The organism is Thiorhodovibrio winogradskyi, from assembly GCF_036208045.1.
Lineage (GTDB): Bacteria > Pseudomonadota > Gammaproteobacteria > Chromatiales > Chromatiaceae > Thiorhodovibrio > Thiorhodovibrio winogradskyi.
In genome coordinates this window covers 390,830-413,082 of the sequence record NZ_CP121472.1, presented here as the reverse complement: position 1 = coordinate 413,082, position 22,253 = coordinate 390,830, and the positions used below count along the sequence as shown (strand labels likewise).

The following is a 22,253-nucleotide window of genomic DNA, read 5'->3' as shown; positions in this document are numbered from 1 at the left end:
GGCGTACTCGCAGCGAGTTGGCGCCTTGTTAGGCTTAGTCCAGCTTAACCTATCTCAAGACGCACACGTCTCCGTACCGGCAGTGCCATTGCGAGCAGGCCAAACAGCAGGCTGGCGCCGAGCATGAAAAGATGCAGATTCACTGCGGCGGCCAAGGCCTCTTTGGCTGGGACGCCCAGAGGGACAAGTGCCGCGAGCGTGGCAAGTTCATAAGAGCCAGCGCCGCCGATGCCGTGAAAAGGCAGCACCGAGGATAACTCGGCGCCCATGACGCCGGCGAGCAAGCGCCAGAAGTCAAGGGGCAGGAAATAGCCCAGCACCCAGGCGAAGGCGATGAATTTGGTTCCCCAGCAAAGGGCCGTCCAGCCATAGAGGCCAGCCAGGCGGGTGTGCTCGCGTGGTGCGGCTTGCGCCAGAAAACGCAGGACGCGACGCCAACGCACGCCGGATTCTGGCAGCGCCGACAGGCGTCGGGCTGCCAGTGGCAACACCAGCAGCAGAGCCAGCCATAGAGCCGCCGCCAGCGGCCAGAGCGCGGAGGGCGAGCGCAACCACAGAATAAACCAAGCGATTAGCGCCAGAAAGTGCAAATCCAGCAGACGAATCCAGACCAGGGAGACACCTGCGCCCAGCAGTCCGTGGCCGAAGTAGCCTCGCATCAGCCAGGGAAAAACCAGCTCGCCCAAGCGCATGGGCAAGAGCACATTGGCTGTGGTGTGTAACACCGACAGCCGCAGGGTCGTTGGAAAAACCCCATTCATTAGCGGTGCGAAATACAGTTGGATACGCAGCGCTCGGGCCAGATAACTGCCAGCACTCAGACCCAGCAACCCGATGAGTATCAGGGGTGGAAACCCGAGCCAGGGCGCGAGCAACCGCGACCAACCAATCCAACACTGCACCAGCAGGATGAGCCCGAGCAGCAGCGCACCGCCCAGCAGCCATTCAAACGGGCGCTTTATCCTGCGCGATGCTTGCGCCGTCATCTCTTCCGGCGACGGCGATGCAGCGTCCTCATCAGCCGGCGGCATCATCTGCCGCGACGCCGCCGCGATGCGCGCGGATACAAGGACGGTTCTCCGGGCGGACGGGTTTTGAAACGCCGATGCACCCAGAAATACTGCATGGGATCGCGGCGCACCTCAGCCTCAATGACCTGGTTCATCAAGCCAGCATCGATGGCGGGATCGGTCCCCGTCAGCCCCTGAATTGGCGGCGAAAAACGCAGTTCAATCCGACGGCCGTTAGTGGCAAAGCGCACGAATACCGGGATCACCACTGCCCGGGCCAAGCGCGCAATGCGACCTAGGGTTCCAACGGTCGCGGCCGGCTGACCACAAAAAGGCGCGAAGACTCCGCGACGCTTGCCTGGGTCCTGATCGGGCAAGTAATAAAAGGGAGTGCCTTTTTTGAGCGAGCGAATCAAGGTGCGCAGATCATCATGACGTTCGAGCGGCAAGTGCCCAAAGCGCGTTCGACCGCGCATCACCTGCCAATCAAAAACCGGATTGCGAATCCGCTGGTACATATAGAGCCCAGGCTCAACGGCGGCGGAGTAGGCCACGCTGGCCAACTCAAGGGCGACGAAATGCGGAACCAGCAGAATGTAGGGCTGCCCGCTCTGTTTGACCTCGTTGAGGATCTCGATTCCTTGGACATCCAACAGACGGGTCAAACGCTGCCGCGAGGAAGACCAGCACACACCCTGGGCCAGGGCAGCAGCGCCGAGATAAGCAAAATGCTCCCGTGCCATGCGCTCACGCGCGACCTCGGTGAGCTCGGGAAAACAGAACCCAAGGTTAATCAAGGCCACCTGGCGTCGGGTTCCGCCGAGCCGATAGAGCGCCCGGCCAAGTCCCTTGCCAAGGGCCACCAACAGATTGAACGGCAGCAGCCCCAGCAAACAAATCAGACCGACCAACAGCCAGGAAGCCCAGTGCTGGGGATACAGCAACGCGAGAGGAAAGGTCACGCGGGCACGGTTAGCTGGCTCGGGCATGTCAGCCACGGGAGGGACCATGGCTTAATTCTCGAATTTGAAGAACACATCGGCGCCCTGGGTATCGCCGGTTTCTGTCTGCAGTTGAATCCAATTGTTGAGATCATAGCGTAGCTTAACCTTGTCGCCCTGATCGCCCAGATTGCTTTCATACTCAACAAAGAGTTTGGGCGCGATATAGGTGCCGACCGAGAGCGAGCGGTCAAGATCGCTGGCGTTGCCCCTGGGTGGCACACCGGTCAGTAGATAGTTGACGATCTCCGAATCGGTCATGCTGGAGTCGGCATCAGAGAAAAAGGTCAGTTTGGGTTTCTTCAGCGTTCCCAGCACGCGCACGCCGGCGGTCATGTCGCCGCCCTCGCGTTGGGCACGCAACACCAGGCCGGGGTTGCCGAGCGGTGTCTTGGCAAAGACCAGGATACCCTGCTCGATCTTGAGCGGTGCGCCCACGCTGGCTAGCAAGCCGAATTGGCTCGACAGCCGGTAGGTGCCATCCAGAATCTCAAGCTGGCCGTCGCCGAGCAAGGGCTGACCAGGGTCCTGGAAGGCGCGCAGATTACCACGCAGCCTGGCACGCAGGCCAAAGGCTTCAATCCGCACCGAATCACGCACCCTCAGCTGAACATCGACCGCAAAGGGGGCAGCAGTTTTTTCACCGGCATCGCCCTGCCCCACCACCACCACATCTGGCGAGGTCGAGACAGTGCCCGCTGGAATCGAACGCGGTGTGATGCGCGCCTCCTCAACCTCGACCAGCCCCTTCACCGAGCCGCCATCGGGGCCAAAGCCGGCGGTCAAATCGGTCTTCAACAGGGCGAAGTATTCCTTGGTATCAGCTACCTTGAGCTTGTCGCCGTTGAGCTTGAGGTCCATGGTCCAGCCCTGCTCGGCGCGCAGACCGCTGCCGGTGAGCGCCAGCTGACCGCCACCAATGGTGGCGCCGCCACTCATCTCGAGACGCTCGCTGCCCTGGGTGCGGGCGGTCAGATTGGTATCGGTGACTGCCAATCCGATCAGCGGCACCTGAAAGGCGAGCTGCTTGAGCTCTGCCTGCCCCTGAAACATCGGCTTGCCAAGGGTGCCGCCGAGTTTGATATCGGCAGCAACGGCGCCGGTCAGGTTCCGAACATCCGGCGCCAATTTTTCCAGCCTGCTGAAATCGCGCAGGTCAAGACGTACCGCGCCTGTCAGCACCTGGCGTTCAATATCCGGCGCCGCCAGCACCAGCCCTGGCAGTCTGGCATCGGCCTCCAGTGCACCAAGGCCTTGCAGGGGCAGTTTTAACTGGGCATTCACTGCGTCAACCGTCGCAACCAGTTCAGCGCCCGCGGTGGAAAACACCAGTTGTTCGTTGGCGTTTGGCAGTGCCAGATCAACACCCCCCTCCGGCACCTTGAGACTTGCTTGCCCGGTGATGACGGCGTTGCGCGATTTGAAGTTGGCATCCAGCACTGCGTGGCCCTTTAGTTCCAGATTCGGCGGCATCAGCGCCTCGAGGCTAGAGAAGTTGAAGCGGTCGAGCTTTAGACTCGCGTCAAAGTCCCCCGCCTGGCGTTGACTGAAGCGCGCACAACCGCCAGAGCCCTGACCGTCGCCGATGCACAGAGGGCCGACCTGTATTTGGCTTTGCTGAAATACCATTGGTGCCTGCTGCCGCAACGCCCAGGTGCCAAAATCGGCGGTGGTGAGCTTTAGGGTGCTGAGCTGACCGCGATACCCCCCTGGATCCTGTTGCTGACCGGCAAAGGCCAGTTGCAGCGAGAGCGTCTCGCCAGCGAGTGCCGCGCTCAGGCGGTGGCTTGGCAGGGTCCCTTCGGCAGTAAGCCGCAGGGATGCGAAAGGCATTCCACCGAGCAGCAATTTGGACGCATTCAGCTCCGCCTGGATGGGATCATCGGGACCCAGGCCAACATCGGCATTACCTTTGATGCTGGCAATCCCCTGCCCTTGAAGCGCAAGATCACGCCCATCAATGGCGACAGTCACGCGCGGGGCTTTGGTCTCGCCGCGCACTTGCGCGTCGATGCCGAGCCGCCCTTTGGCCGCCGGCAACAACTCGCTCAGGTTCGGCGAGCGCAAACTGAGATCGACCGCCAACGTCTCCGCGGCTTGTCCGCTTGCCGTGACTTGGGTCGCGCCCGAGTACGCCTTGAACTCGCGGATCTCAACCGCCCCCGAGGCCAGCTCAAGCAAGGCGGCGATGCCAACCGGGTAGCCGCGCAATTGCCCACCAAACTCCCGGATGCGCGCCGACCCCTCGGCGCCCTGGGGCGTCAGATGCCCGCTAGTTGTGATCTGACCGGACAGACGCCCAGGCCAATCTTGCGCGAACTGACCAGGATCAATGTCGCTGAGTGCTAGATCGGCATCCCAGGCAAGCTCTGGCACCCAGTTCAGGCTGGCGGTCCCGGTCACCTGGCCGCCCAGGGTTTCCAGGCTCAGGGTGTCAATGCGGGCCTCCGCCGTGGTGCCCTCGCCAGTCAAATTCACCATCATGGCCGGGTAAGCGGTGAGCCCAAGATCGGCCTTGAGCTGATAGCCGTAGCCCCGCGCCAGACTACCGGAGGTCTCGGCTTTCAGTTTGAGCGCGCCATCCAGACCAGGCCATTGCAGGCCAGGATTGATGTCCCGCGCCGTGAGAGCGAACTCCCAGTTGAGTTCCGGGCTCCAGTTGACGCGGCCTTTGCCAATGGCCTGCCCGCCAAGACTGTCGAGCCTGAGCTCGTCGATCCGGGTACCCTGCTGATCGCCCGCGCCACTGAGTGCCAAGCGTGTCTCCGGAATACCCTGGCCGAAGGCCTCGGCCGAGAAACGGTAGTCGAAGGCATCGAGTTGACCACTGACATCAAGGGTGCCGCGCGGCGACTGAAGACGTGCCTCGCCGGTGAGCGGCCAGCGCAGCGCCTCCCAAACGCCGGTCACCGCCACCTGCCCTTGGGCGCCTTTGAAATCAATCTGTCCCTTTAGGTCAAGCAGACCACCCGAGCCCTGCTCGGTGAGATTCAGCGCCTGGATGCGCAACACCTGATTCTGCCAGGTCAAGTCGAGTTCCGCGCCCAGATACCCCATTTCGCCATGATCTGGCGCTTCCGCGCTCAGCGTGCCGGCAAGACTGGCGCGTTCGAGCGTGCCATCGGACCGGAGATTGGCCCTGACCTCGACCCGCGGCGCTCCGGCAACCAATCGCGGCAAATCCAGCGCTTCAAGTTCAATGGTGGCGGTCCAGGCCGGTTGCGCGAGCAACTCCCGCACCTCGGCATCCAGCCGAAGCTCGGCGGACCCACTGATGCCATGCGCGATGCTGAGCGCGCGCGCATCGCCGGACACCCGGCCCTGGCCGGTCAATTCCATGGCCGGCGCCTGGGCGAACGTCCAGTCAAGCTGCAGATCGGCTGGATAGTCGCCACGCAGCTCGAGCTGACCCCTGGCCTCGGCTTGGACATCGGGCTGGCTCAGGCTGAGGCTGAGTGTGCGCAGTTCGACCTTCGAGCCGCTCATGGCACCAGCCAGTTCCGCCCGTGTGAGCGCAAGCAGCGGTTGATCAGGCGCTTCCGTGGCGGGGCGGCCGGGCTTAGGGGGTGCATCCATGGCACCCAGGCGCAGATGCTCCAACAGCACCGCGTCGGCTTCAAGCGCGAGCGGAAGTTTGATCTCCGGCAGTTGGAAAGGCTCTGGCGGATCGGGTTTGTCACTGGGAGCGGTCAGAATATCGACCTTTTGGACATGCAGCCGCGCCAGGCTGAAGGTCGCGCCGAGCAAGCGTGCGGGACGCCAACGCAAGTCGATTAGAGCAACACGCACATCAAGCTCGGGCAAGCGCAGATGCAGATCCCGCACCTGAAAAGCGTCGATCAGCCGGCCCTCCACGGCACCGACCTCAAGCGCATCCGGCAGGGCACTTTCACCCAAGTCCACCAGCAGACGCAGACCGCCCTGGGTGGTCAGCACCCAGGCGAGCAGTAACACCAGGAGCAGCAGCAGGGTGGTCAAGGCACCCAGCAACCAGCGCCAGAGAGGCCAGCGCCGTCGCGGCGGGAGATTGCCGGCGCTTTGGTCTTTGTTGGCGTCCGTGGCGGTCATAAGCTTGCGTTAGAGATCGGGTCCAATCACCAGATGCAGGCGCACGCCTGGGTCATTTTTGGTAAAAGCATAGGCCACATTGACCCGAACCTGGCCCAGTGGTGTTTGGTAATTCACACCCAGCCCAGCACTCTGTTCCCATTCGGCATCGTACTCGGGATCGAAGGCGTTGCCAAAATCGGTAAAAACCGTTGCGCTCCATTTGCCCTTGATCCGCCGTTGCAGCTCAAGCGATCCGACTGCCAGATAACGCCCACCCAGGGTTTTTTTGGTGACCGGATCAATCGGGCCCAACACGTCGTAGCCCCAGCCACGGATGCTGTTATCCCCGCCGGCAAAGAAGCGCTTGCTTGCCGGTACGTCATCTAAGTGCGCCGCCCAGATCGCCCCCAGATCGGCGCGGGTGAGAAAGCGGTAGCGCTCGCCAAAGCTTTTGATCCACTTTGCATTCAGCGAGCCGCTGAGCCAGGAGGCATCGGTGGAGAGCACGCCGCCGACTGTGCTCTGAATCAGCGCCTTGACGCGGTAACCATTGCGGGTGTTGATAGGATCATCAGCGACAATCCTGGACCAAGCGATATTGGGCACCAGGCCATTGAAGTCGGAATCTTCCTGATCGCTAACCTCGAAGTCCTCATACTGATAATCGAGACCGATATCGCGCCGCCAGCCCGAAGGCCCGACATGAGACCAGGAGGTTTGCAGCTTGAACATGGATCCCTGCCGGGTTGCCGTGTCATAGAGGCCGAACTGCGGCTTGATCACCAGGGAGTCGCGCATCGGATCACCGACCGGAATGCTGTATTCCGTGTAGATGGTCTGAATACTGGTCGAGAGCGAGGCTTCCGCCTTGAGCTTGTGGCCACGGCGGCCAATGTAGCGGCGGCGGTAGTCAAGCGTCAGACGCGGGCCGACATCGGTTGCGAAACCCAGCCCGACACGGTAGCGATTGGCCTTGTTGCGTTCGGCAATCACAGTGATGGGCACCTCGCGATCGACGCCGGCGTCTTGCTTGCGCGGATTGATTTCAACGCGCTGGAAGTATTCCGTCCCCAGCAGGCGGCCCTGCAGCTCGAGCAGCTCGCCTGGATCATAGACATCTCCTGGTCCAAAGGGCACATAGCGCTGCAAAAAGTCATCTGCCAGCAGATCCTGCTCGAAGCTGACCTTACCGAGGTAATACCGCGGGCCGGTGTCGAGATGAAAGACCACCCTGGCCTGATAGGCCACTAAATCCACCAGCACCTGATGACGCGTCATGGCCGCATCCAAATAGCCCTGTTGGGAAGCGATGCTCTCGATGCTGTCCCTGGCCTTGGTGTAGTTGGCGTGCAAGAGCACATCGCCCACCTGCAGCGGGAATGCGTCCGGGAAAACACCAGCGCTGGCACCGGGTCCAGTGACCTGGTAGTCAATGCTGGCGATGCGCACCGGCGGTCCTGGATCGATCTTGTAACGGGCCACCCAGGTACCGTCATCCGTGGCAGGTGGCGTGAGACTGTCTTGAATGCTGACGCGATAAAGACCAAAGGGCGCGAGCGCCGTGCGAATCTGCTCCGGCGCCTGCCGGTGCAATGCCATCAGTCGCAGTGGACTGATGTCTTTGTCCTCGCGCTCATGATGGATACCAAGCATTGCCAGGACGTTCTTTTCCTGTTCACCACTCAAACCCGTGACCTCGACCTGCAACGCTAGCGCCACCGCCGCGCCAGGCAGCCACAGCATCAAAACCAGCAGCCAGACAGGGACCGGTATGAAGATGTCGCGGCTTGCGCGAGGGCCTTTCGCCTCCGCCAGAGGACCGGATGGATAACGCATGGGTGTTGGGGTCAGCGGGGTTCCGGTTCGCTCAGGACCGGCTCGCTCAGGAAACGGGCGGCGCCGATGAGACCGCAGTACTCCTCGAGCACCAGATGCACCGGCATGGCCTCGAGTAGTCCGCGCATCCGTCCTTTGTCGAGAAAAGCTTGTATGAACCCACCACGCTTAAGCAAATCAAGATTTTTCGGCAGAATACCACCTGCCAGATAGACCCCGCCGCGCGCCATGAGCTTGAGTGCGCTATTGCCCGCTTCGCGACCGAGCAGCAGCATGAACCAAGCCATGGTCTCCTGGCAAATGTCACAGTCTCCCGCCGCGGCCAACGCGGCGACCCTGGCAGCCAGGTCGCCCGTCTGCCCTCCTTGGGGATTGTCCTGTCGCGCCAGCACCTCGGCCATTCGCGGATGATGCGCGGCATTGCGATACAGGTGCAGAAAATCATACAGGTTTCCGATCCCCATGCCGGAGGCCACCCGCTCCCAGCTCACCCGGCCGAAACGCGCTTGCAGATGCTCGAGCAGAGCGAATTCGCGCGCATCCGTGGGGGCAAAGTCCGTATGGCCACCTTCGGTCGCAAAGGGGCGATGGCGCTGTCCATCCCAAAACAGACCAGCCTGACCAAGGCCAGTGCCAGGTGCGACCACGGCAATATTACCGCGCGCGCCGGGCTCGCCCACTTGCAGCGTCAGGAGCTGGTCGTTATTCAGCCCGGCAATCCCCCAAGCGATGGCCTCCAGGTCATTGAGCAGACGCACGCGGGCGAGTCCAGTCGCCTCCTCCAGCGCCCGCGCATCCAACTGCCAGGGCAGATTGGTGGTCTCGCTGCGATCATCCGCGACGGGGCCGGCAATTGCCAGGGCAGCCGCCACGGGAGGCTGCTCGAGTCTGGCCGGATCTTGCGCCAGATGCTGGGCCAGATAGTGGGTCAAGATCTTGTCCAAGCCGGAATAATCCTGGCTCACATAGCGGTGGATGTCACGCAAACGCCAATCCTGGCCATCCTTTTCCGCGATCGCGATCTGGGTTTTAGTGCCACCGACATCACCCACCAATAGAGTCATCCTAGGATCTCCCTAACGCTCAGGGTTCCGACCACTTCGGTCGATGAAGACGGTTGTTTCACGCCACTGACTCGGGTCATGGTGCAAAGTTTAAGGTGAAGATTATACACATAAAACAGGGGTTTTCAGCTCGCTTTGCGCCGGGTTTCAAAGCGAAACGCCGCAGCCCGTATACCCTCGGGCTCAAACAGCAGCACACGCGCTTCCCACCACATGCGCTGGCGCACACAAATCGGTAGAATACCATCACCGCGATAGCTGTAACTGGCGGGCGCGCGTTGATCAGGATCGACCACCGCCCGCAGGGCAAAACGGTTATGGCCCATATCCATATCGACACCACGAAAATCGACCTCGACCCGCTGCGGTGCCGACATCCGCGCAAGCCGCACATCCAGCTGCAGCGGTGTGACCAAGGGAACGCCGGCCGGCGCGATGGCCAGTGTTATCTGCCCGCCATCGGCAAATTCGGCTATGCAGGGACGCTGGCCCAGGTCGCAACTTGCCGCTGCTTGAACCAAGGTCGCAACTGGTGTGTGCAGCAGGGGCCGCAGTTTGAGCACCAGAGTCGCTAGCACCGCGAGCAGAAGACAGGCCAGCACCAGCCACCACCCCGAGGGCCTTACCGAGAGCCTTGCCGTTACCGCCGCTGACCGCGACCGGGAGTCGCTTGTTTTGGGTTCCATGATAAGGTATCGCTCCCATTTCGCCCGCGCCACTTGCGCGCCAAACCAAGAGCCGGATATGAGAACTGCCCGCGCCTTTCGCATTCATCACAACGCTAACGGTCATCACGCCGGAGTCGAAACCCTGACCATCGCCAACCCCGAGCCGGGGGAGGTGCTGATCCGAGTGCGCTATTCCTCGGTCAATTACAAAGATGCCCTGGCCGGAACCGGCACGGGCAAAATTCTGCGCCAGTTTCCCCTGACCGGCGGCATTGACGCCAGCGGCACAGTGGAGGTTTCGGCCCATGCGGACTTTCACCCCGGCGATGCGGTGCTGGTGACCGGCTGGGGGCTAAGTTTCGACCATGATGGCGGCTATTGCGAGTACCTGTGCGTGCCTGGTGACTGGCTCACCGCGCTGCCGCCGGGTCTGGATCTCGCCGCGAGCATGACGCTCGGCACCGCCGGTCTGACCGCCGCTCTAGCGGTCCATCAGATGCTGCTCAATGGTCAGGAACCCAGCATGGGGCCGATCCTGGTCACGGGGGCGAGCGGCGGCGTTGGCTGCATCGCGGTGGCCCTGCTGGCCAAGCTTGGGTTCGAGGTCGCGGCCGTGTCTGGCAAGTCCGAGCGAAAGGCCTGGCTGCAGAACCTCGGCGCCAAGCAGATTCTTGCGCGCGATGAACTACCCACTGGGCAACGACCCCTCGAGAAAGCCGTCTGGGGCGGCGCCATCGACAATGTCGGTGGCGCCATGCTCGCGCAGATCACCCGCACCCTGGCCCCCAATGGTTGTATCGCCAGCATTGGCCTGGCTGGGGGAACCGAGCTTCACACCACAGTCATGCCCTTTATTCTGCGCGGCATCAAGCTGCTCGGCTGTAATTCGGTGGATGTACCCAGGGACTTGCGTCAGAAGCTCTGGAGCCACCTTGGCAGCGACTGGCGACTGAATCTGGAACCGATCCGCACCGATAGCATTGGCCTTGACCGGCTGCCCGTCATCTTTGAGCGCATGCTTGACGGACAGACCCATGGCCGGGTACTGGTGAATCCGCACTCCACCGACTAAGCGCCCAGGCCCCGACGACTAAAAACCCGACCTTTACCATGCCTAGCATCACCAATAAACAACGTCACTGGCTGAAACAGCAGGCGCATCATCTCAAACCCGTGGTCATGCTCGGCCAGCATGGCTTGACCGAGGCCGTATTGCGGGAGATCCGCATTGCGCTGGACCACCATGAGCTGATCAAAATTAAAGTCAGCGCCGGAGACCGCGACGAGCGAGACCGGCTGATCGCCGCCATCCTTGAAGACACGAAGGCTGAACTGGTGCAGCGAGTAGGCAATAGCGCCAGCTTCTACCGCCCAAATCCCGACAAGACGGAACCGCTCGGTTTACCAGCCGTTTAGCTGTCCGCCAATTGTCCCGGCCGATCTTGAGAAGAAGGCTGCTCAAGACGGCTGGGCGATAGCGATTCTAGCTTGCACCACCCAGCATCTCATTGCCGCCCTTGGCATGCAGAAAAAGCCGCTCGAAATTGCGCGCCGTCACGGCCGCGACCTCCGCTGGGTCAAGGCCACGGATTTCCGCGATCTTCTCCGCCACCAGAGGCAGGAAACGGGGTTCGTTTTTCTTGCCCCGATGTGGAACGGGCGCGAGATAGGGTGCGTCGGTTTCGATTAGCAGGCGCTCAAGCGGAACCTGACGGGCGACGTCACTGAGTGCCTCGGCATTTTTGAAGGTGAGAATGCCCGAGAAGGAAATATAAAAGCCGAGTTCCAAGGCCGCCTGGGCCATCTCCCAGGTCTCGGTAAAGCAGTGCATTACACCGCCGACCCTGGCCGCCTTCTCATCACGCAAGATGGAGATAGTGTCCTCGCGGGCGTCCCGACTGTGAATGATCAGGGGCTTTCCGCAGTCCCGCGCGGCCTGAATGTGGCGGCGAAAACGCTCGCGCTGCCAGTCGAGATCGCCCTCATTGTAGTGATAATCGAGGCCGGTCTCGCCGATGGCAACCACACGCGCATCGGCGCTGGCGAGCTTGACCAAGTCCGCCACCGAGGGCTCAAGACCCTGCTGTTCGCTCGGATGCACACCGACCGACACCAACACCTCTGTATAGGGATCGACCAGGGCTCGCATGGCGGGATAGTGCTCCAAGTCGATGCTGACGCACAGCATGCGGCTCACCCCATCCTGCCCAGCCTGGTCCATCATGGCGGCAAAGTCGCCCCCATGGGCGCTTAAGTCGACACGATCAAGATGGCAGTGAGAATCAACAAACATCGGATAAGCCAAAGGAGTCCATTAAAAACTACATCGTATGGGTGCCACGATCAGACTCCAGCGCGCCAGCGAGATATTCCTCGATTTTACGTCTGGCGATGCCTTTGTCCTGATCGCTGAACTGAATACCGACTCCCACGGCACGATTGCCCTCGGCGCCAACCGGCGTGATCCAGATAATTTTTCCCGCAACCGGGATACGCTCTGACTCCTGCATGAGTTGCAGCAGCAAAAAAAGCTCGTCGCCTAGTTGATAACGCTTGCTGGTGGGGATAAAAAGCCCACCGTTTCTGACAAAGGGCATATAAGCGGCGTAGAGGGCATTCTTGTCCTTGATGGCGAAGCTAAGAATGCGTTGACGGCCGGTTTTTTTTTCGCCTTCCATCAGTTAATCCTGGTTACCAATGCCGTTTTTTTGGTGCTGGTCGCTGTTGCCCATTTCTGATACCCATTATTGATACCGGCTTTATTCTATAGCAATGAGAGCACAACACCTCATTGCGAACTTGACGCCATCGCGCCCGCCGCTCCCAAGAGTGCCCACCGGATAAGCAAGGATTCCAACAGCAGCTGCTTATTGACCGAGCCTTGTTGGAGTGACCCTGCGCGCAGGCAGTGACGCAGAAACTCGTGCAGTTTCTCGCTCGGCAGGCGCAAGGCCAATGCCAGCAATGCATCATGCAAATCCGGATTACTGAGATATTGCGCCTGGGGGTCGCCAATCAAACGCGCGATGTCGCACAACCAACCCAACGCAAGTTCCAGCAACAGGGGCATATCCAACGACTGCCAGGCCGCCGCCACCGCAAGCGGGTCTTCACGACCCTCGGCAACGCCAAGAAACTGCTGAAAGCCCTGGCGACGCAAACTGAGGTAGTCCGCCTGCCCCATGGTCAGGGCTTTGAGCGGCGCGCCCCGCGCCAGGCGCAACAGCAACTCGGGCGGCGCGGGTGGGGACTGGAGCATGGCAGCGAGCCAAGGCAGTGCCTCGTGCTCAGGTGGAGGCACGCAAACCAGATGCTGACAGCGACTGCGAATGGTCGCGGGAAGCCGGCTTGCATCATCGGCAATCAACAGCAGTAAGGTGCGCTCGGTCGGCTCCTCTAGCGTCTTGAGCAGACTGTTGGCTGCCGCCCGGTTCATGGCCTCGGCCGGGACGATGTGGACGACCTTGTAACCTCCACGATGGCTGGTAAGATTCTCGAGCGCGACCAGCTCGCGAATCGCATCTACTTTAATCTCGCCACTGGCGCTCTCGGCGTCGGGCACTATGCGCTGCAAGTCCGGATGATAACCGGCGTCGATCAGGTGACATTCGCTGCAAACACCGCAGGGCGCGCCATCCTCATCGGGATGCTGACACAACAACGCCCGCGCGAGCCGCTCAGCAAAAAGCCGCTTGCCCAGCCCAACAGGCCCCGTGAACAGCCAGGCATGTCCCAAACGCCCTTTGACCTGTGCCTTCCATAAGCGCTGCCAATGCCCAACAAGCCAGGGTGGAAGTTCCCGCCCGGCAGTGGCAACGGGGACGGGGGCAGAGGACAGCTTGCTCATTGCCCCGAGAACGGCCTGCGCGCGACAAAGTCCACCAAGGCTTCCCGGACGTGCCGCGCCACTTGCTCGACATCCTGTGTGGCATCCAGCACCCGAAAGCGCGCAGGGTCCAGCTTGGCACGTTGCAAATAGACTTGACGCGCCCGCTCGAAAAACCCGAGTGTTTCAGCTTCAAAACGATCCAAGTCGGCACGCGCTTTGGCACGCTTCAGGCCAAGCTCGGCTGGCAGATCGAACAGAAAGGTCAAGTCGGGACGCAAGGCGCCTTGCACCAGCGTCTCCAGCCCGGCGATGGACTCAGCCGAAATCCCACGCCCACCACCCTGATAGGCAAAACTCGCGTCGGTAAAACGGTCGGACAACACCCAGGTACCGGCCTCCAGTGCAGGCCGCACAGATTGCGCCAGGTGTTCAGCGCGTGCCGCAAAGATCAGCAGCAATTCCGCTTGGGCGCAGAGTCCCTCCTGCTCCGGATCCAATAGCAGGGCACGAATGCGCTCGGCAATGGGTGAACCGCCGGGCTCGCGTGTCTGCAAAAATGGAATGCCAAGTTCCGCGAGAGTCGCGACAAGGGTCTCGCACTGGGTCGACTTACCCGCGCCCTCAATGCCCTCGAGCGTGATCAAGCACCCCTGTGGCGGCCCTGGTCTCATTGCCGCCCCTCCCTGATTCACCGGAAGCGGGCCGGATCGCACTGACCACCGCGTTGAAAGCGCTGCACGGCGCAGTTGTGTTCATCGAGCGTGGCTGAGAAATAGTGGCTACCATCGCCGCGCGCGACAAAATAGAGGGTCTCGCCGTCTTCTGGATGCAGGGCGGCATGAATGGCCTCACGCCCGGGCAGGGCGATAGGCGTCGGCGGCAAACCACCGCGGGTGTAAGTGTTGTAAGGCGAATCCGTTTCAAGATGGACGCGCGTTAAATTGCCGTCGAACTCGGCTCCAAGGCCGTAGATCACCGTTGGATCCGTCTGCAGCCGCATGCCTTTGCGCAAGCGACGCACAAAGACGCCGGCAATCTCCGGGCGCTCGCTGCCAAGGCCGGTTTCTTTTTCGATCACAGAGGCAAGAATCAGTGCCTCGTAGGGCGATGTCAGCGGAAGATCCGCATCGCGGTTGCCCCATTCTTCATCAAGGACTTCACGCATGCGCTCGTGCGCCCGACGCAGCACCTGGATGTCACTTGCTCCGCGACGGAATAAATAGGTATCGGGGAAAAACCAACCCTCGGGATGTTCAATGTCGAGATCAAGCGCGGCAAGTATCTCGGCATCGGTGAGATCCTGAAGTTCGTGCTTGAACTCAGGTTCGGCGGCGATGCTCGCGAGGGCGTCACTAAAGGTTCGTCCTTCGATCAGGGTAACCGGGTATTGGATGGAGCGACCGGAAACGAGTAGATCAAGGAGTTGCCCTGGTGTCATCTCAGGCGTTAGCGCATATTCGCCTGCCTTGATTTGATCCGCCTGCCGGCGATTGTAGGCAAGCGCAATCAGATAATGGGCATTGTCAATCAGACCATCGGCTTGCAGTCGGCTGGCGAGGTCGCGCAGCCCCTCCCCGCGCGGCACCTCCAGAATCACCGCGTCGTCCTGCGCATCGACACGACTTGAGGCGATGGGCGTTACCAGAAAATGCTGATAATCTTCCCAAAAAAAGTAACCTATCCCCGCACCGAGGCCGACCAGTAACAGCAGAGCAATCAGGGTGTTCTTCATCAGCGCCCGCCAAAACGCGACTCATATCGGCAGTCGCGGCTCAAAACGCTCAACCCTGCTTAAGGATCAAGGTACCGTTGGTACCACCGAAGCCAAAGGAATTGCTGAGCGCGTAGCGTATCGGCATCTCGCGTGCCTGATTGGGCACCACGTCCAAATCGCAGTTGGGGTCAGGTGTTGTGTAGTTGATCGTGGGTGGCGCGACCTGATCGCGCAGGGCAAGCACGCAGAAAATCGCTTCCACGCCACCGGCTGCGCCAAGCATGTGTCCAGTCATGGATTTTGTCGAACTCACCGCCACCTGCTTGGCGTGCTGCCCCAACGCGAGTTTGACCCCCTTTACCTCGGCGATATCGCCGGCCGGGGTGGAAGTGCCATGGGCGTTGATATAGTCGATTTGCTCCGGATTCAGGCCGGCATCGGCAAGCGCGAGTTTCATGCAATCGCAGGCACCCTGACCGTCCTCGGACGGGGCAGTCATGTGGTAGGCATCGGAGTTCATGCCGACACCAAGGATCTCGGCATGTATGGTGGCCCCTCTCGCGCGCGCCATTTCGTATTCCTCCAGCACCATGATACCGGCGCCATCGCTGAGGACAAAACCATCGCGCTCTTTGTCAAAAGGGCGACTGGCGCCCTCGGGATCGTCGTTACGTGTCGAAAGCGCTCGCGCGGCCGCGAAACCACCAAGGCCCACGGGAGAGGTCGCCATTTCCGCCCCACCGGCGATCATCACATCCACCATGCCATGGCGGATCATCAACGCCGCCTCACCGATGTTATGGGTGCCCGTGCTGCAGGCGGAGACAATGGAGTAATTTGGCCCCTTAAGACCATACTTAATAGACAGGTTTCCGGCTACCATGTTGACGATATTGGCTGGCACGAAGAAGGGCGAAATCTTGCGCGGCCCACCACTGAGATAATTGCCATAGTTGTTCTCGATACCGGTGATTCCACCGATACCAGAGCCAACGGCAACGCCAATTCGGGTACGGTTCTCGTCGGTGATTTCAAGCCCCGAGTGAGTAATCGCCTGAATGCCCGCCGCCATGCCGTAATGAATAAAGGCATCCATTTTGCGGAGGTCTTTCTTCGACACATATTCAGTTGCGTCGAAGTTATAAATGGGACCACCAAAACGCGTGCTGAAGGGCGTCACATCGAAGTGCGTAATGGTCTGAATGCCACTGCGGCCATTCAAGATGCTGTCCCAGGCTGAGGCGATATCGAGCCCGACAGGGGAAATAATACCCAGGCCGGTAACGGCAACCCTTCTACCTGACATGTATCACCTCTTCACTCACTCCTGCTCGCCAATGCCCCATGTGCGGGATGACCATTGGAAAACCAGGCTAATGTGCACGGATAGGGCACTAAATTAGTTGGACCTTCTTGGTGCCCAAGCGAGACATCGAGCCGGACATGCCAGCCAGGTATGCAAGCTAGACAACCAAAAAGGGGAAACCAAACAGGGAACATCTGAACACGTGAACAACCAACTGACTCAATACCAGACCGACAACAGGCCAACAGCACTAGCATAACATCACAGCCAGATCAGTTGTACCGTTCAGCGACAGGGCCGCAGTGACATCCACATGGACACTTATAGCCACATGGATGAAATGACAAAACGCCCGGATTCAGTCTGAAGGAGGTTGTCCCCGAGTCGCGATTTACCCCATGTGGGCATTTATGTAGTCGATTGCCTGTTTGACGGTGGTGATTTTCTCGGCGTCCTCGTCGGGAATTTCGGTCTCGAATTCCTCTTCGAGTGCCATGACCAGTTCGACAGTGTCGAGCGAATCAGCACCGAGATCGTCAACGAAGGAAGCCTCCGGGGTGACTTCCTCTTCCTTGACGCCCAACTGTTCGACAACAATTTTTTGGACTCGCTCTTCAACGCTGCTCATTGTTTGACAAACCTCCAGTGAATGAAACCCCCAAGAATCGAGGGTCGCGGTATTTTAGAGACAAAAACCCCAGGTTGAAAGCCGAAAAAACCGGCTCTTGCAACCTTAGGTCATCAGCATGCCACCATTGACGTGCAGGGTCTCGCCGGTGATGTATCCAGCCTGTGGCGACGCCAGAAAAACAACGGCCGCGGCAACCTCCTCGGCTTGACCAAGCCGCCCAAGCGGAATGTTTGCAAGCAACGCATCCCGGTGGGCCTCTGGCAGGGCACTCGTCATATCGGTCGCGATAAAGCCGGGCGCGACGCAATTAACAGTGACGCCACGCCCACCGATCTCGCGTGCGAGCGACTTGGAAAACCCGACCAAGCCGGCTTTGGCGGCGGCGTAATTAGTCTGTCCGGCGTTGCCGCTGAAGCCCACAACCGAGGTGATATTGATAATGCGGCCATGACGCGCCTTGGTCATCGCCCGCATGCAACTTTTGGTGAGGTGAAAGACCGCGCTCAGGTTGGTGGCGATAATCTTGTCCCACTCCTCGTCTTTCATGCGCATCATCAGGTTGTCTTTGGTGATGCCAGCGTTATTGACCAAAACCGAAGGGCTGGCACCGAAGTCCGCGCTGATGCGCGCGAGTGCCGCATCCATGCTCAGCCTATCCGTCACATTCATGCACAAACCCAAAGCACGGACATCTTGATCGGCCAATTCCTGTTGAATGCGCCGCGCGCCCTCCTCTGTTGTCGCGGTGCCGGCAACCCGCGCCCCGGCTTGACCCAAGGCAAGGGCAATTGCGCGACCGATTCCTCGGCTCGCACCTGTTACCAGTGCAATTTCATTATCCATCAGCCAATGCCTCCTCACCCGATAGCTCCTCGATGGCCGCCTGGAGCGTCACCACGTCCACAATCGCTGTGGTTGGGCGCGCCTTGTCGATGCGCTTACCCAGACCCGCGAGTACCTTGCCTGGCCCGCATTCAATAAAGCGTTCAACGCCCTGCCCGGCCATTAACCGAACGCTCTCCACCCAGCGCACCGGCCGGAAGAGTTGCTGTGCAAGCAGCTCGCGAAGATGTTCAAGATTCGACGCCGCCGAGACGCTGGCATTATGAACGACCGGAATTTCGGGCATCCGCATCGGGCATCCAGCCAAGACAGACTCAAGTTGCTCGGCCGCGGGGCGCATGAGCGCGCAATGCGATGGTACGCTAACCGGGAGTAGCAGTGCCCGCTTGGCGCCCAATGCCTTGGCCGCGGGCAAAGCTCTTGCGACGGCCTCGCGCTGTCCAGCAATGACCACTTGACCGGGCGCGTTAAAGTTTACCGCCTCAAGCACCTGCTCGCCTGCCTGGTGAGCGCACAGCTGCAGCACCTGTTCGTCCTCAAGCCCCAGAATGGCGGCCATGGCACCGGCACCAGCTGGCATCGCCTCCTGCATGAGACGGGCGCGTTCGGCGACCAGACGTGCGGCGTCAGTTAGTTCCAACGCCCCGGAACAGACCAAGGCAGTGTATTCGCCCAGACTGTGGCCCGCCATGACCTCGGGCGCGGGCCCACCGCTATCGCGCCAGCAGCGCCACGTGGCAACGCCCACCGCGAGCATCGCGGGCTGGGTATTTTGTGTCTTGTCGAGTTCCGCAGCAGGCCCCTCGCTGATGAGCGACCACAGGTCGCATTCCAGCACCTCCGAGACCTCGGCAAAGGTCTTGCTTACCTGCGGGAACGCGCCCGCCAGTTCGCTCAACATGCCGACGGATTGCGAACCCTGTCCGGGGAATACAAAGGCCAGTCGGGTACTCATCGGTCGTTCACTGAAACTTGTCGCGGACATGAAGAAAGAATCGAATCTTGCAGCCCCAGCCTAATAGCGCACCAGCACGGATCCCCAGGTAAAGCCACCACCGAAGGCCTCCATGAGCAAGGTATGGCCGCGCTGGATGCGGCCATCGCGGACCGCTTGATCGAGCGCGAGCGGGATGGAAGCGGCCGAGGTATTGCCGTGCTTACCAACGGTGACAACCACTTGCTCCATATCCAGATCGAGCTTGCGCGCGGTGGCCTGGATGATGCGCAAGTTTGCCTGATGAGGAACCAGCCAATCGATATCCGAGCGTTCCATGCCATTGGCGTCCAGTGCCTCATCAACGATGCGCCCGAGCGTTGTCACGGCGACGCGAAAAACCTCATTTCCCTTCATTTCCATGTAAGGCGAACCCGTGCCGCCGTTACCAATGCCAGCAGGAACCTGAAGCAAGGATTTGTAGGCCCCATCCGCATGCAGATGCGATGACAGTATGCCCGGTTCATCGGCCGCCCGGAGCACCACGGCCCCGGCCCCATCGCCGAACAGCACGCAGGTTATGCGGTCGGTCCAATCGACTATCCGCGACAGGGTCTCGGCTCCCACGACCAACGCCGTGCGTGCCGCCCCCGTGCGAACAAATTTCTCCGCCACCGAGAGCGCATACACAAAACCCGTACAAACCGCCTGCACATCGAAGGCCGGGCACCCGTGAATATCAAGCCGATGCTGCAACAAGCAGGCGTTACTCGGAAAAATCTGATCAGGGGTGGTGGTTGCCACGATGATCAGATCAATGTCTTCCGGAGCAATGCCAGCGGATTCTATCGCGCGACGCGCGGCAAGCTCGGCAAGATCAACGCAGGTCTCACCCTCTTGCGCAATGTGCCGCTGCTCAATACCGGTACGCTCACGAATCCAGCTGTCAGTCGTATCGACCATTTGTTCAAGGTCATGATTCGTAAGCACCTTTTCCGGCAAACAGCCGCCGGTACCAAGAATCCTCGCGAAGGCCATCAGGCGATTGCCCTCTGTTGTTGACCAGCCGCGGCTGTTCCGCTGAGCGGATCGGCAGATTCCGCCACGACCGAGGAAAGGTTCAAATGGGGTACCACGAAATGCGCGGCGACCTCGTGTTCAATACGCTCGGGAATATTGCTCTGGATTTCTTTTCGCGCGATATGAATGGCGTTCTCAAAGGCAAGCACATCGGCGCCACCATGACTTTTAACCACGATGCCGCGCAATCCGAGCAGACTCGCACCGTTATACCGGCGCGGATCGACCTCCTTGCGAAAAGCACGCAACACCGGAAGCGCCATGAGCCCGGACAAACGCGTGAGAAGATTCTGATTGAAGTGCGCCTTGAGCCGATGCGCCAGCAAGCGCGCCACGCCCTCGCTAGTTTTGAGGGCGATATTGCCGACGAAACCATCGCAAACGACCACATCGACATCGCCAAGATAGATGTCGTCGCCTTCGACATAACCGACGAAGTTCAGCGAGCTCCTGCTCAGCAACTCATGCGCCTGGCGGACCTGTTCATTGCCCTTGATCTCTTCCTCCCCGATGTTCAAGAGCCCCACGCGCGGAGCTTGCAGACCATCGACAGCGCGTACCAACTCACTGCCCATAACCGCGAATTGATACAACTGCTCGGCGGTGCAGTCCACATTGGCGCCAAGATCAAGCATGTGGGTGCGGCCGTTGACCGCCGGCACGGCAGTCATGATTGCCGGGCGATCAACATGGGGAAGGGTTTTGAGCACAAAACGGGCAGTCGCCATGAGCGCGCCAGTATTGCCCGCGCTGACGCAGGCATGGGCGCGACCTTGCTTGACCAGATCAAGCGCCACGCGCATGGACGAATCTTTTTTGCTGCGCAGTGCCTTGGAGGGCGGCTCATCCATGCCAACCTCCTGCGACGCCGAATGCAAGCTCAGGCGCGGATGCCTGGCCTTATCGCCCAACAAGGGCCGCAGTCGTTCTTCGCGTCCGACCAAGATCAACAGGGTATCCTTGGCCTTGTCAAGAAATTCGACGGCAGCCGGCACCACAATGTCCGGACCGTGATCCCCCCCCATCGCATCAAGGGCTATGATGTGGCTCGAGCTCAAATCAGCAATCCTCGATAACGTTGAGTGAGGCGGACAGCCATCCCGATCCATGATTCGTGGGAATAACCGCCTTTTAGGCTGGTCAACAAGACTGGCATCCAAGGCTGGCAGAAGACACTGGTCAGGCGCAAAGCAAAGTCTGGCCAGTCAGAGAAAAGGACAAGCCGCGGCATCCCGGCACAGCAAGAGAACCCGATGAACCTGTCGGACAGCCTGCAGCGTGCCTCAGTTGCTTGACTTGTCGATGATCTTGCGACCGCGATAAAAGCCGTCTGATGTCATGTGGTGCCGACGATGGATTTCACCCGTGGTGCCGTCTTCCGACAGGGTTGGCTTGGAGAGCGCATCATGGGAACGGCGCATGCCACGCTTTGATGGGGTCTTGCGATTTTGCTGAACAGCCATTGGAATCTCCAAAATACTCAAGCGCCGGGGCCAGCGTCGACAAACGCCAAGGCCCTCGAACAGAAACCAAAAGAAATACCCGGCCCGCGTTAGACGAAGGCCAGTCATAATCTAGCGAGAACCTGGCAAAGACCTGGAATCAATCTGGGCAACCATTGATGCCGAGTCGATTGATACCGACTTGATGTCAGTCGCGACTTGCGTTCCAGTCCGCCAAAACAGCAAAAGGTGAAGCGTCCTGACTGGATGCCTGCGCCGACTCAGCTCGATCTTCAGCCAATGGCAGCCCGGAATGCGCCCGGTTTGGCATCAAAGGCGCCAAGTCAAGCGACTTTGGCGGACCAGTCAGAGGCGAATCTGGCGCATTGCAACGCGGATGCCGCGGAATCGCCGGAATTGCAAGTAGAATTTCGTCCTCAATCAACTTAAGTGGCTGCAACAGTGGCTCTTCAAGCAACAGTGGATCATAGTTATCTGGTAAGCGGCCCGCTTCATCAAAACCCTGCACCAACGCAAGCACCGAGTACTCATCAAGCCGCCAGTCCATAATCCCGAGACAGCGTTGGCACGTCAAACGAAGCAAGCCCCGAGCGGCAACATGCACGACAGGGCGACGGGCGACATCCCTAGCGAAATGCAAGCTGTACATCAGTTCTCCGCTCGGCTCCGCGATGAGCGACCGCAAGCGAGCCAAGGCAGTGGCGCTGATTGTGCCCGCATAATGCTGATTCTGGGCGACAGCCCGCAAGGGGTCGACCAAAGAGGGCAAATCCTTCGACATCAGCCGCTCAGTATAGCCCGCCGCAGTATTCGCGGTCAATATG

Annotated in this window: 20 protein-coding genes and 1 pseudogene; 2 read left to right on the top strand and 19 right to left on the bottom strand. The window is 60.2% G+C overall.

The window, feature by feature from the left end:
- Nucleotides 1-44: 44 nt before the first annotated feature.
- The 6 genes from Thiowin_RS02080 to Thiowin_RS02055 form a co-directional block, all read right to left on the bottom strand.
- A complete protein-coding gene (locus tag Thiowin_RS02080) occupies nt 45-1,034 on the bottom strand; it encodes a lysylphosphatidylglycerol synthase domain-containing protein (RefSeq protein ID WP_328986094.1) in 990 nt (329 codons plus the stop codon).
- Nucleotides 1,031-2,020, bottom strand: coding sequence for a lysophospholipid acyltransferase family protein (locus Thiowin_RS02075; RefSeq protein WP_328986093.1), 990 nt, complete (start codon nt 2,018-2,020; stop codon nt 1,031-1,033). Before Thiowin_RS02075 ends, Thiowin_RS02080 begins: the two co-directional genes overlap by 4 nt.
- A 3-nt stretch (nt 2,021-2,023) precedes the next feature.
- Nucleotides 2,024-6,079, bottom strand: coding sequence for a translocation/assembly module TamB domain-containing protein (locus Thiowin_RS02070; RefSeq protein WP_328986092.1), 4,056 nt, complete (start codon nt 6,077-6,079; stop codon nt 2,024-2,026).
- 9 nt (nt 6,080-6,088) lie between these two features.
- Nucleotides 6,089-7,804, bottom strand: a complete 1,716-nt coding sequence (locus tag Thiowin_RS02065; RefSeq protein ID WP_328986091.1) for an autotransporter assembly complex protein TamA — start codon at nt 7,802-7,804, stop codon at nt 6,089-6,091.
- A 104-nt stretch (nt 7,805-7,908) separates the two neighbouring features.
- Entirely contained in the window at nt 7,909-8,961 is a 1,053-nt protein-coding gene (locus Thiowin_RS02060; protein WP_328986090.1) for a glucokinase, read from the bottom strand.
- A gap of 125 nt (nt 8,962-9,086) precedes the next feature.
- Nucleotides 9,087-9,563, bottom strand: a complete 477-nt coding sequence (locus tag Thiowin_RS02055; RefSeq protein WP_328986089.1) for a hypothetical protein — start codon at nt 9,561-9,563, stop codon at nt 9,087-9,089.
- Nucleotides 9,564-9,705: 142 nt separating this feature from the next.
- Here Thiowin_RS02055 and Thiowin_RS02050 point away from each other — a divergent pair, with 142 nt between their 5' ends.
- Together Thiowin_RS02050 and yhbY are read left to right on the top strand one after the other, a co-directional pair.
- Complete coding sequence (locus Thiowin_RS02050) at nt 9,706-10,701, top strand: YhdH/YhfP family quinone oxidoreductase (protein ID WP_328986088.1); 996 nt, start codon at nt 9,706-9,708, stop codon at nt 10,699-10,701.
- A 38-nt stretch (nt 10,702-10,739) separates the two neighbouring features.
- The gene (yhbY, locus tag Thiowin_RS02045; protein ID WP_328986087.1) at nt 10,740-11,045 is read left to right on the top strand and encodes a ribosome assembly RNA-binding protein YhbY; all 306 of its coding nucleotides are present in this window, start codon (nt 10,740-10,742) and stop codon (nt 11,043-11,045) included.
- Between the two features lie 67 nt (nt 11,046-11,112).
- On the opposite strand, the gene Thiowin_RS02040 is transcribed toward yhbY, so the two are convergent.
- The 13 genes and pseudogenes from Thiowin_RS02040 to Thiowin_RS01980 all read right to left on the bottom strand — a co-directional run bounded on the left by Thiowin_RS02040 (nt 11,113) and on the right by Thiowin_RS01980 (nt 21,976).
- Entirely contained in the window at nt 11,113-11,922 is an 810-nt protein-coding gene (locus tag Thiowin_RS02040) for a TatD family hydrolase (RefSeq protein WP_328986086.1), read from the bottom strand.
- Between the two features lie 28 nt (nt 11,923-11,950).
- On the bottom strand, nt 11,951-12,307 hold the full coding sequence (locus tag Thiowin_RS02035; RefSeq protein WP_328986085.1) for a PilZ domain-containing protein: 357 nt from the start codon (nt 12,305-12,307) through the stop codon (nt 11,951-11,953).
- A 110-nt stretch (nt 12,308-12,417) separates the two neighbouring features.
- Nucleotides 12,418-13,476 carry a DNA polymerase III subunit delta' gene (locus Thiowin_RS02030; protein ID WP_328986084.1) on the bottom strand — a complete coding sequence of 353 codons (1,059 nt, stop codon included), beginning with the start codon at nt 13,474-13,476 and terminating at the stop codon, nt 12,418-12,420.
- Nucleotides 13,473-14,102, bottom strand: coding sequence for a dTMP kinase (gene tmk / locus Thiowin_RS02025; RefSeq protein WP_328986083.1), 630 nt, complete (start codon nt 14,100-14,102; stop codon nt 13,473-13,475). Before tmk ends, Thiowin_RS02030 begins: the two co-directional genes overlap by 4 nt.
- Nucleotides 14,103-14,146: 44 nt before the next feature.
- Entirely contained in the window at nt 14,147-15,190 is a 1,044-nt protein-coding gene (mltG, locus tag Thiowin_RS02020) for an endolytic transglycosylase MltG (RefSeq protein WP_328986082.1), read from the bottom strand.
- Nucleotides 15,191-15,239: 49 nt separating this feature from the next.
- Complete coding sequence (fabF, locus tag Thiowin_RS02015; RefSeq protein WP_328986081.1) at nt 15,240-16,478, bottom strand: beta-ketoacyl-ACP synthase II; 1,239 nt, start codon at nt 16,476-16,478, stop codon at nt 15,240-15,242.
- A gap of 391 nt (nt 16,479-16,869) precedes the next feature.
- The gene (gene acpP, locus Thiowin_RS02010) at nt 16,870-17,106 is read right to left on the bottom strand and encodes an acyl carrier protein (RefSeq protein ID WP_328986080.1); all 237 of its coding nucleotides are present in this window, start codon (nt 17,104-17,106) and stop codon (nt 16,870-16,872) included.
- A gap of 105 nt (nt 17,107-17,211) precedes the next feature.
- Nucleotides 17,212-17,955 (bottom strand): 3-oxoacyl-ACP reductase FabG, encoded by a 744-nt coding sequence (gene fabG / locus Thiowin_RS02005; protein WP_328988183.1) that lies wholly within the window; start codon nt 17,953-17,955, stop codon nt 17,212-17,214.
- Nucleotides 17,945-18,907 carry an ACP S-malonyltransferase gene (gene fabD / locus Thiowin_RS02000; RefSeq protein ID WP_328988182.1) on the bottom strand — a complete coding sequence of 321 codons (963 nt, stop codon included), beginning with the start codon at nt 18,905-18,907 and terminating at the stop codon, nt 17,945-17,947. The genes fabG and fabD overlap by 11 nt, the downstream gene beginning before the upstream one ends.
- Nucleotides 18,908-18,967: 60 nt before the next feature.
- A complete protein-coding gene (locus Thiowin_RS01995) occupies nt 18,968-19,924 on the bottom strand; it encodes a beta-ketoacyl-ACP synthase III (protein WP_328986079.1) in 957 nt (318 codons plus the stop codon).
- Between the two features lie 110 nt (nt 19,925-20,034).
- Nucleotides 20,035-21,024: pseudogene (gene plsX, locus Thiowin_RS01990) on the bottom strand (phosphate acyltransferase PlsX); the annotation flags it as partial.
- A gap of 225 nt (nt 21,025-21,249) precedes the next feature.
- On the bottom strand, nt 21,250-21,429 hold the full coding sequence (gene rpmF / locus Thiowin_RS01985; protein ID WP_328986077.1) for a 50S ribosomal protein L32: 180 nt from the start codon (nt 21,427-21,429) through the stop codon (nt 21,250-21,252).
- Nucleotides 21,430-21,616: 187 nt separating this feature from the next.
- Complete coding sequence (locus Thiowin_RS01980; protein WP_408034256.1) at nt 21,617-21,976, bottom strand: hypothetical protein; 360 nt, start codon at nt 21,974-21,976, stop codon at nt 21,617-21,619.
- Nucleotides 21,977-22,253 lie beyond the last annotated feature (277 nt).

Coding starts and splice junctions, on each gene's coding strand:
- Thiowin_RS02080 (WP_328986094.1), bottom strand. CDS start 1,034: ATGATGCCGCCGGCTGATGAGGACGCTGCATCGCCGTCGCCGGAAGAG.
- Thiowin_RS02075 (WP_328986093.1), bottom strand. CDS start 2,020: ATGGTCCCTCCCGTGGCTGACATGCCCGAGCCAGCTAACCGTGCCCGC.
- Thiowin_RS02070 (WP_328986092.1), bottom strand. CDS start 6,079: ATGACCGCCACGGACGCCAACAAAGACCAAAGCGCCGGCAATCTCCCG.
- Thiowin_RS02065 (WP_328986091.1), bottom strand. CDS start 7,804: ATGCTGTGGCTGCCTGGCGCGGCGGTGGCGCTAGCGTTGCAGGTCGAG.
- Thiowin_RS02060 (WP_328986090.1), bottom strand. CDS start 8,961: ATGACTCTATTGGTGGGTGATGTCGGTGGCACTAAAACCCAGATCGCG.
- Thiowin_RS02050 (WP_328986088.1), top strand. CDS start 9,706: ATGAGAACTGCCCGCGCCTTTCGCATTCATCACAACGCTAACGGTCAT.
- yhbY (WP_328986087.1), top strand. CDS start 10,740: ATGCCTAGCATCACCAATAAACAACGTCACTGGCTGAAACAGCAGGCG.
- Thiowin_RS02040 (WP_328986086.1), bottom strand. CDS start 11,922: ATGTTTGTTGATTCTCACTGCCATCTTGATCGTGTCGACTTAAGCGCC.
- Thiowin_RS02035 (WP_328986085.1), bottom strand. CDS start 12,307: ATGGAAGGCGAAAAAAAAACCGGCCGTCAACGCATTCTTAGCTTCGCC.
- Thiowin_RS02030 (WP_328986084.1), bottom strand. CDS start 13,476: ATGAGCAAGCTGTCCTCTGCCCCCGTCCCCGTTGCCACTGCCGGGCGG.
- mltG (WP_328986082.1), bottom strand. CDS start 15,190: ATGAAGAACACCCTGATTGCTCTGCTGTTACTGGTCGGCCTCGGTGCG.
- fabF (WP_328986081.1), bottom strand. CDS start 16,478: ATGTCAGGTAGAAGGGTTGCCGTTACCGGCCTGGGTATTATTTCCCCT.
- acpP (WP_328986080.1), bottom strand. CDS start 17,106: ATGAGCAGCGTTGAAGAGCGAGTCCAAAAAATTGTTGTCGAACAGTTG.
- fabD (WP_328988182.1), bottom strand. CDS start 18,907: ATGAGTACCCGACTGGCCTTTGTATTCCCCGGACAGGGTTCGCAATCC.
- Thiowin_RS01995 (WP_328986079.1), bottom strand. CDS start 19,924: ATGGCCTTCGCGAGGATTCTTGGTACCGGCGGCTGTTTGCCGGAAAAG.
- rpmF (WP_328986077.1), bottom strand. CDS start 21,429: ATGGCTGTTCAGCAAAATCGCAAGACCCCATCAAAGCGTGGCATGCGC.
- Thiowin_RS01980 (WP_408034256.1), bottom strand. CDS start 21,976: ATGGACTGGCGGCTTGATGAGTACTCGGTGCTTGCGTTGGTGCAGGGT.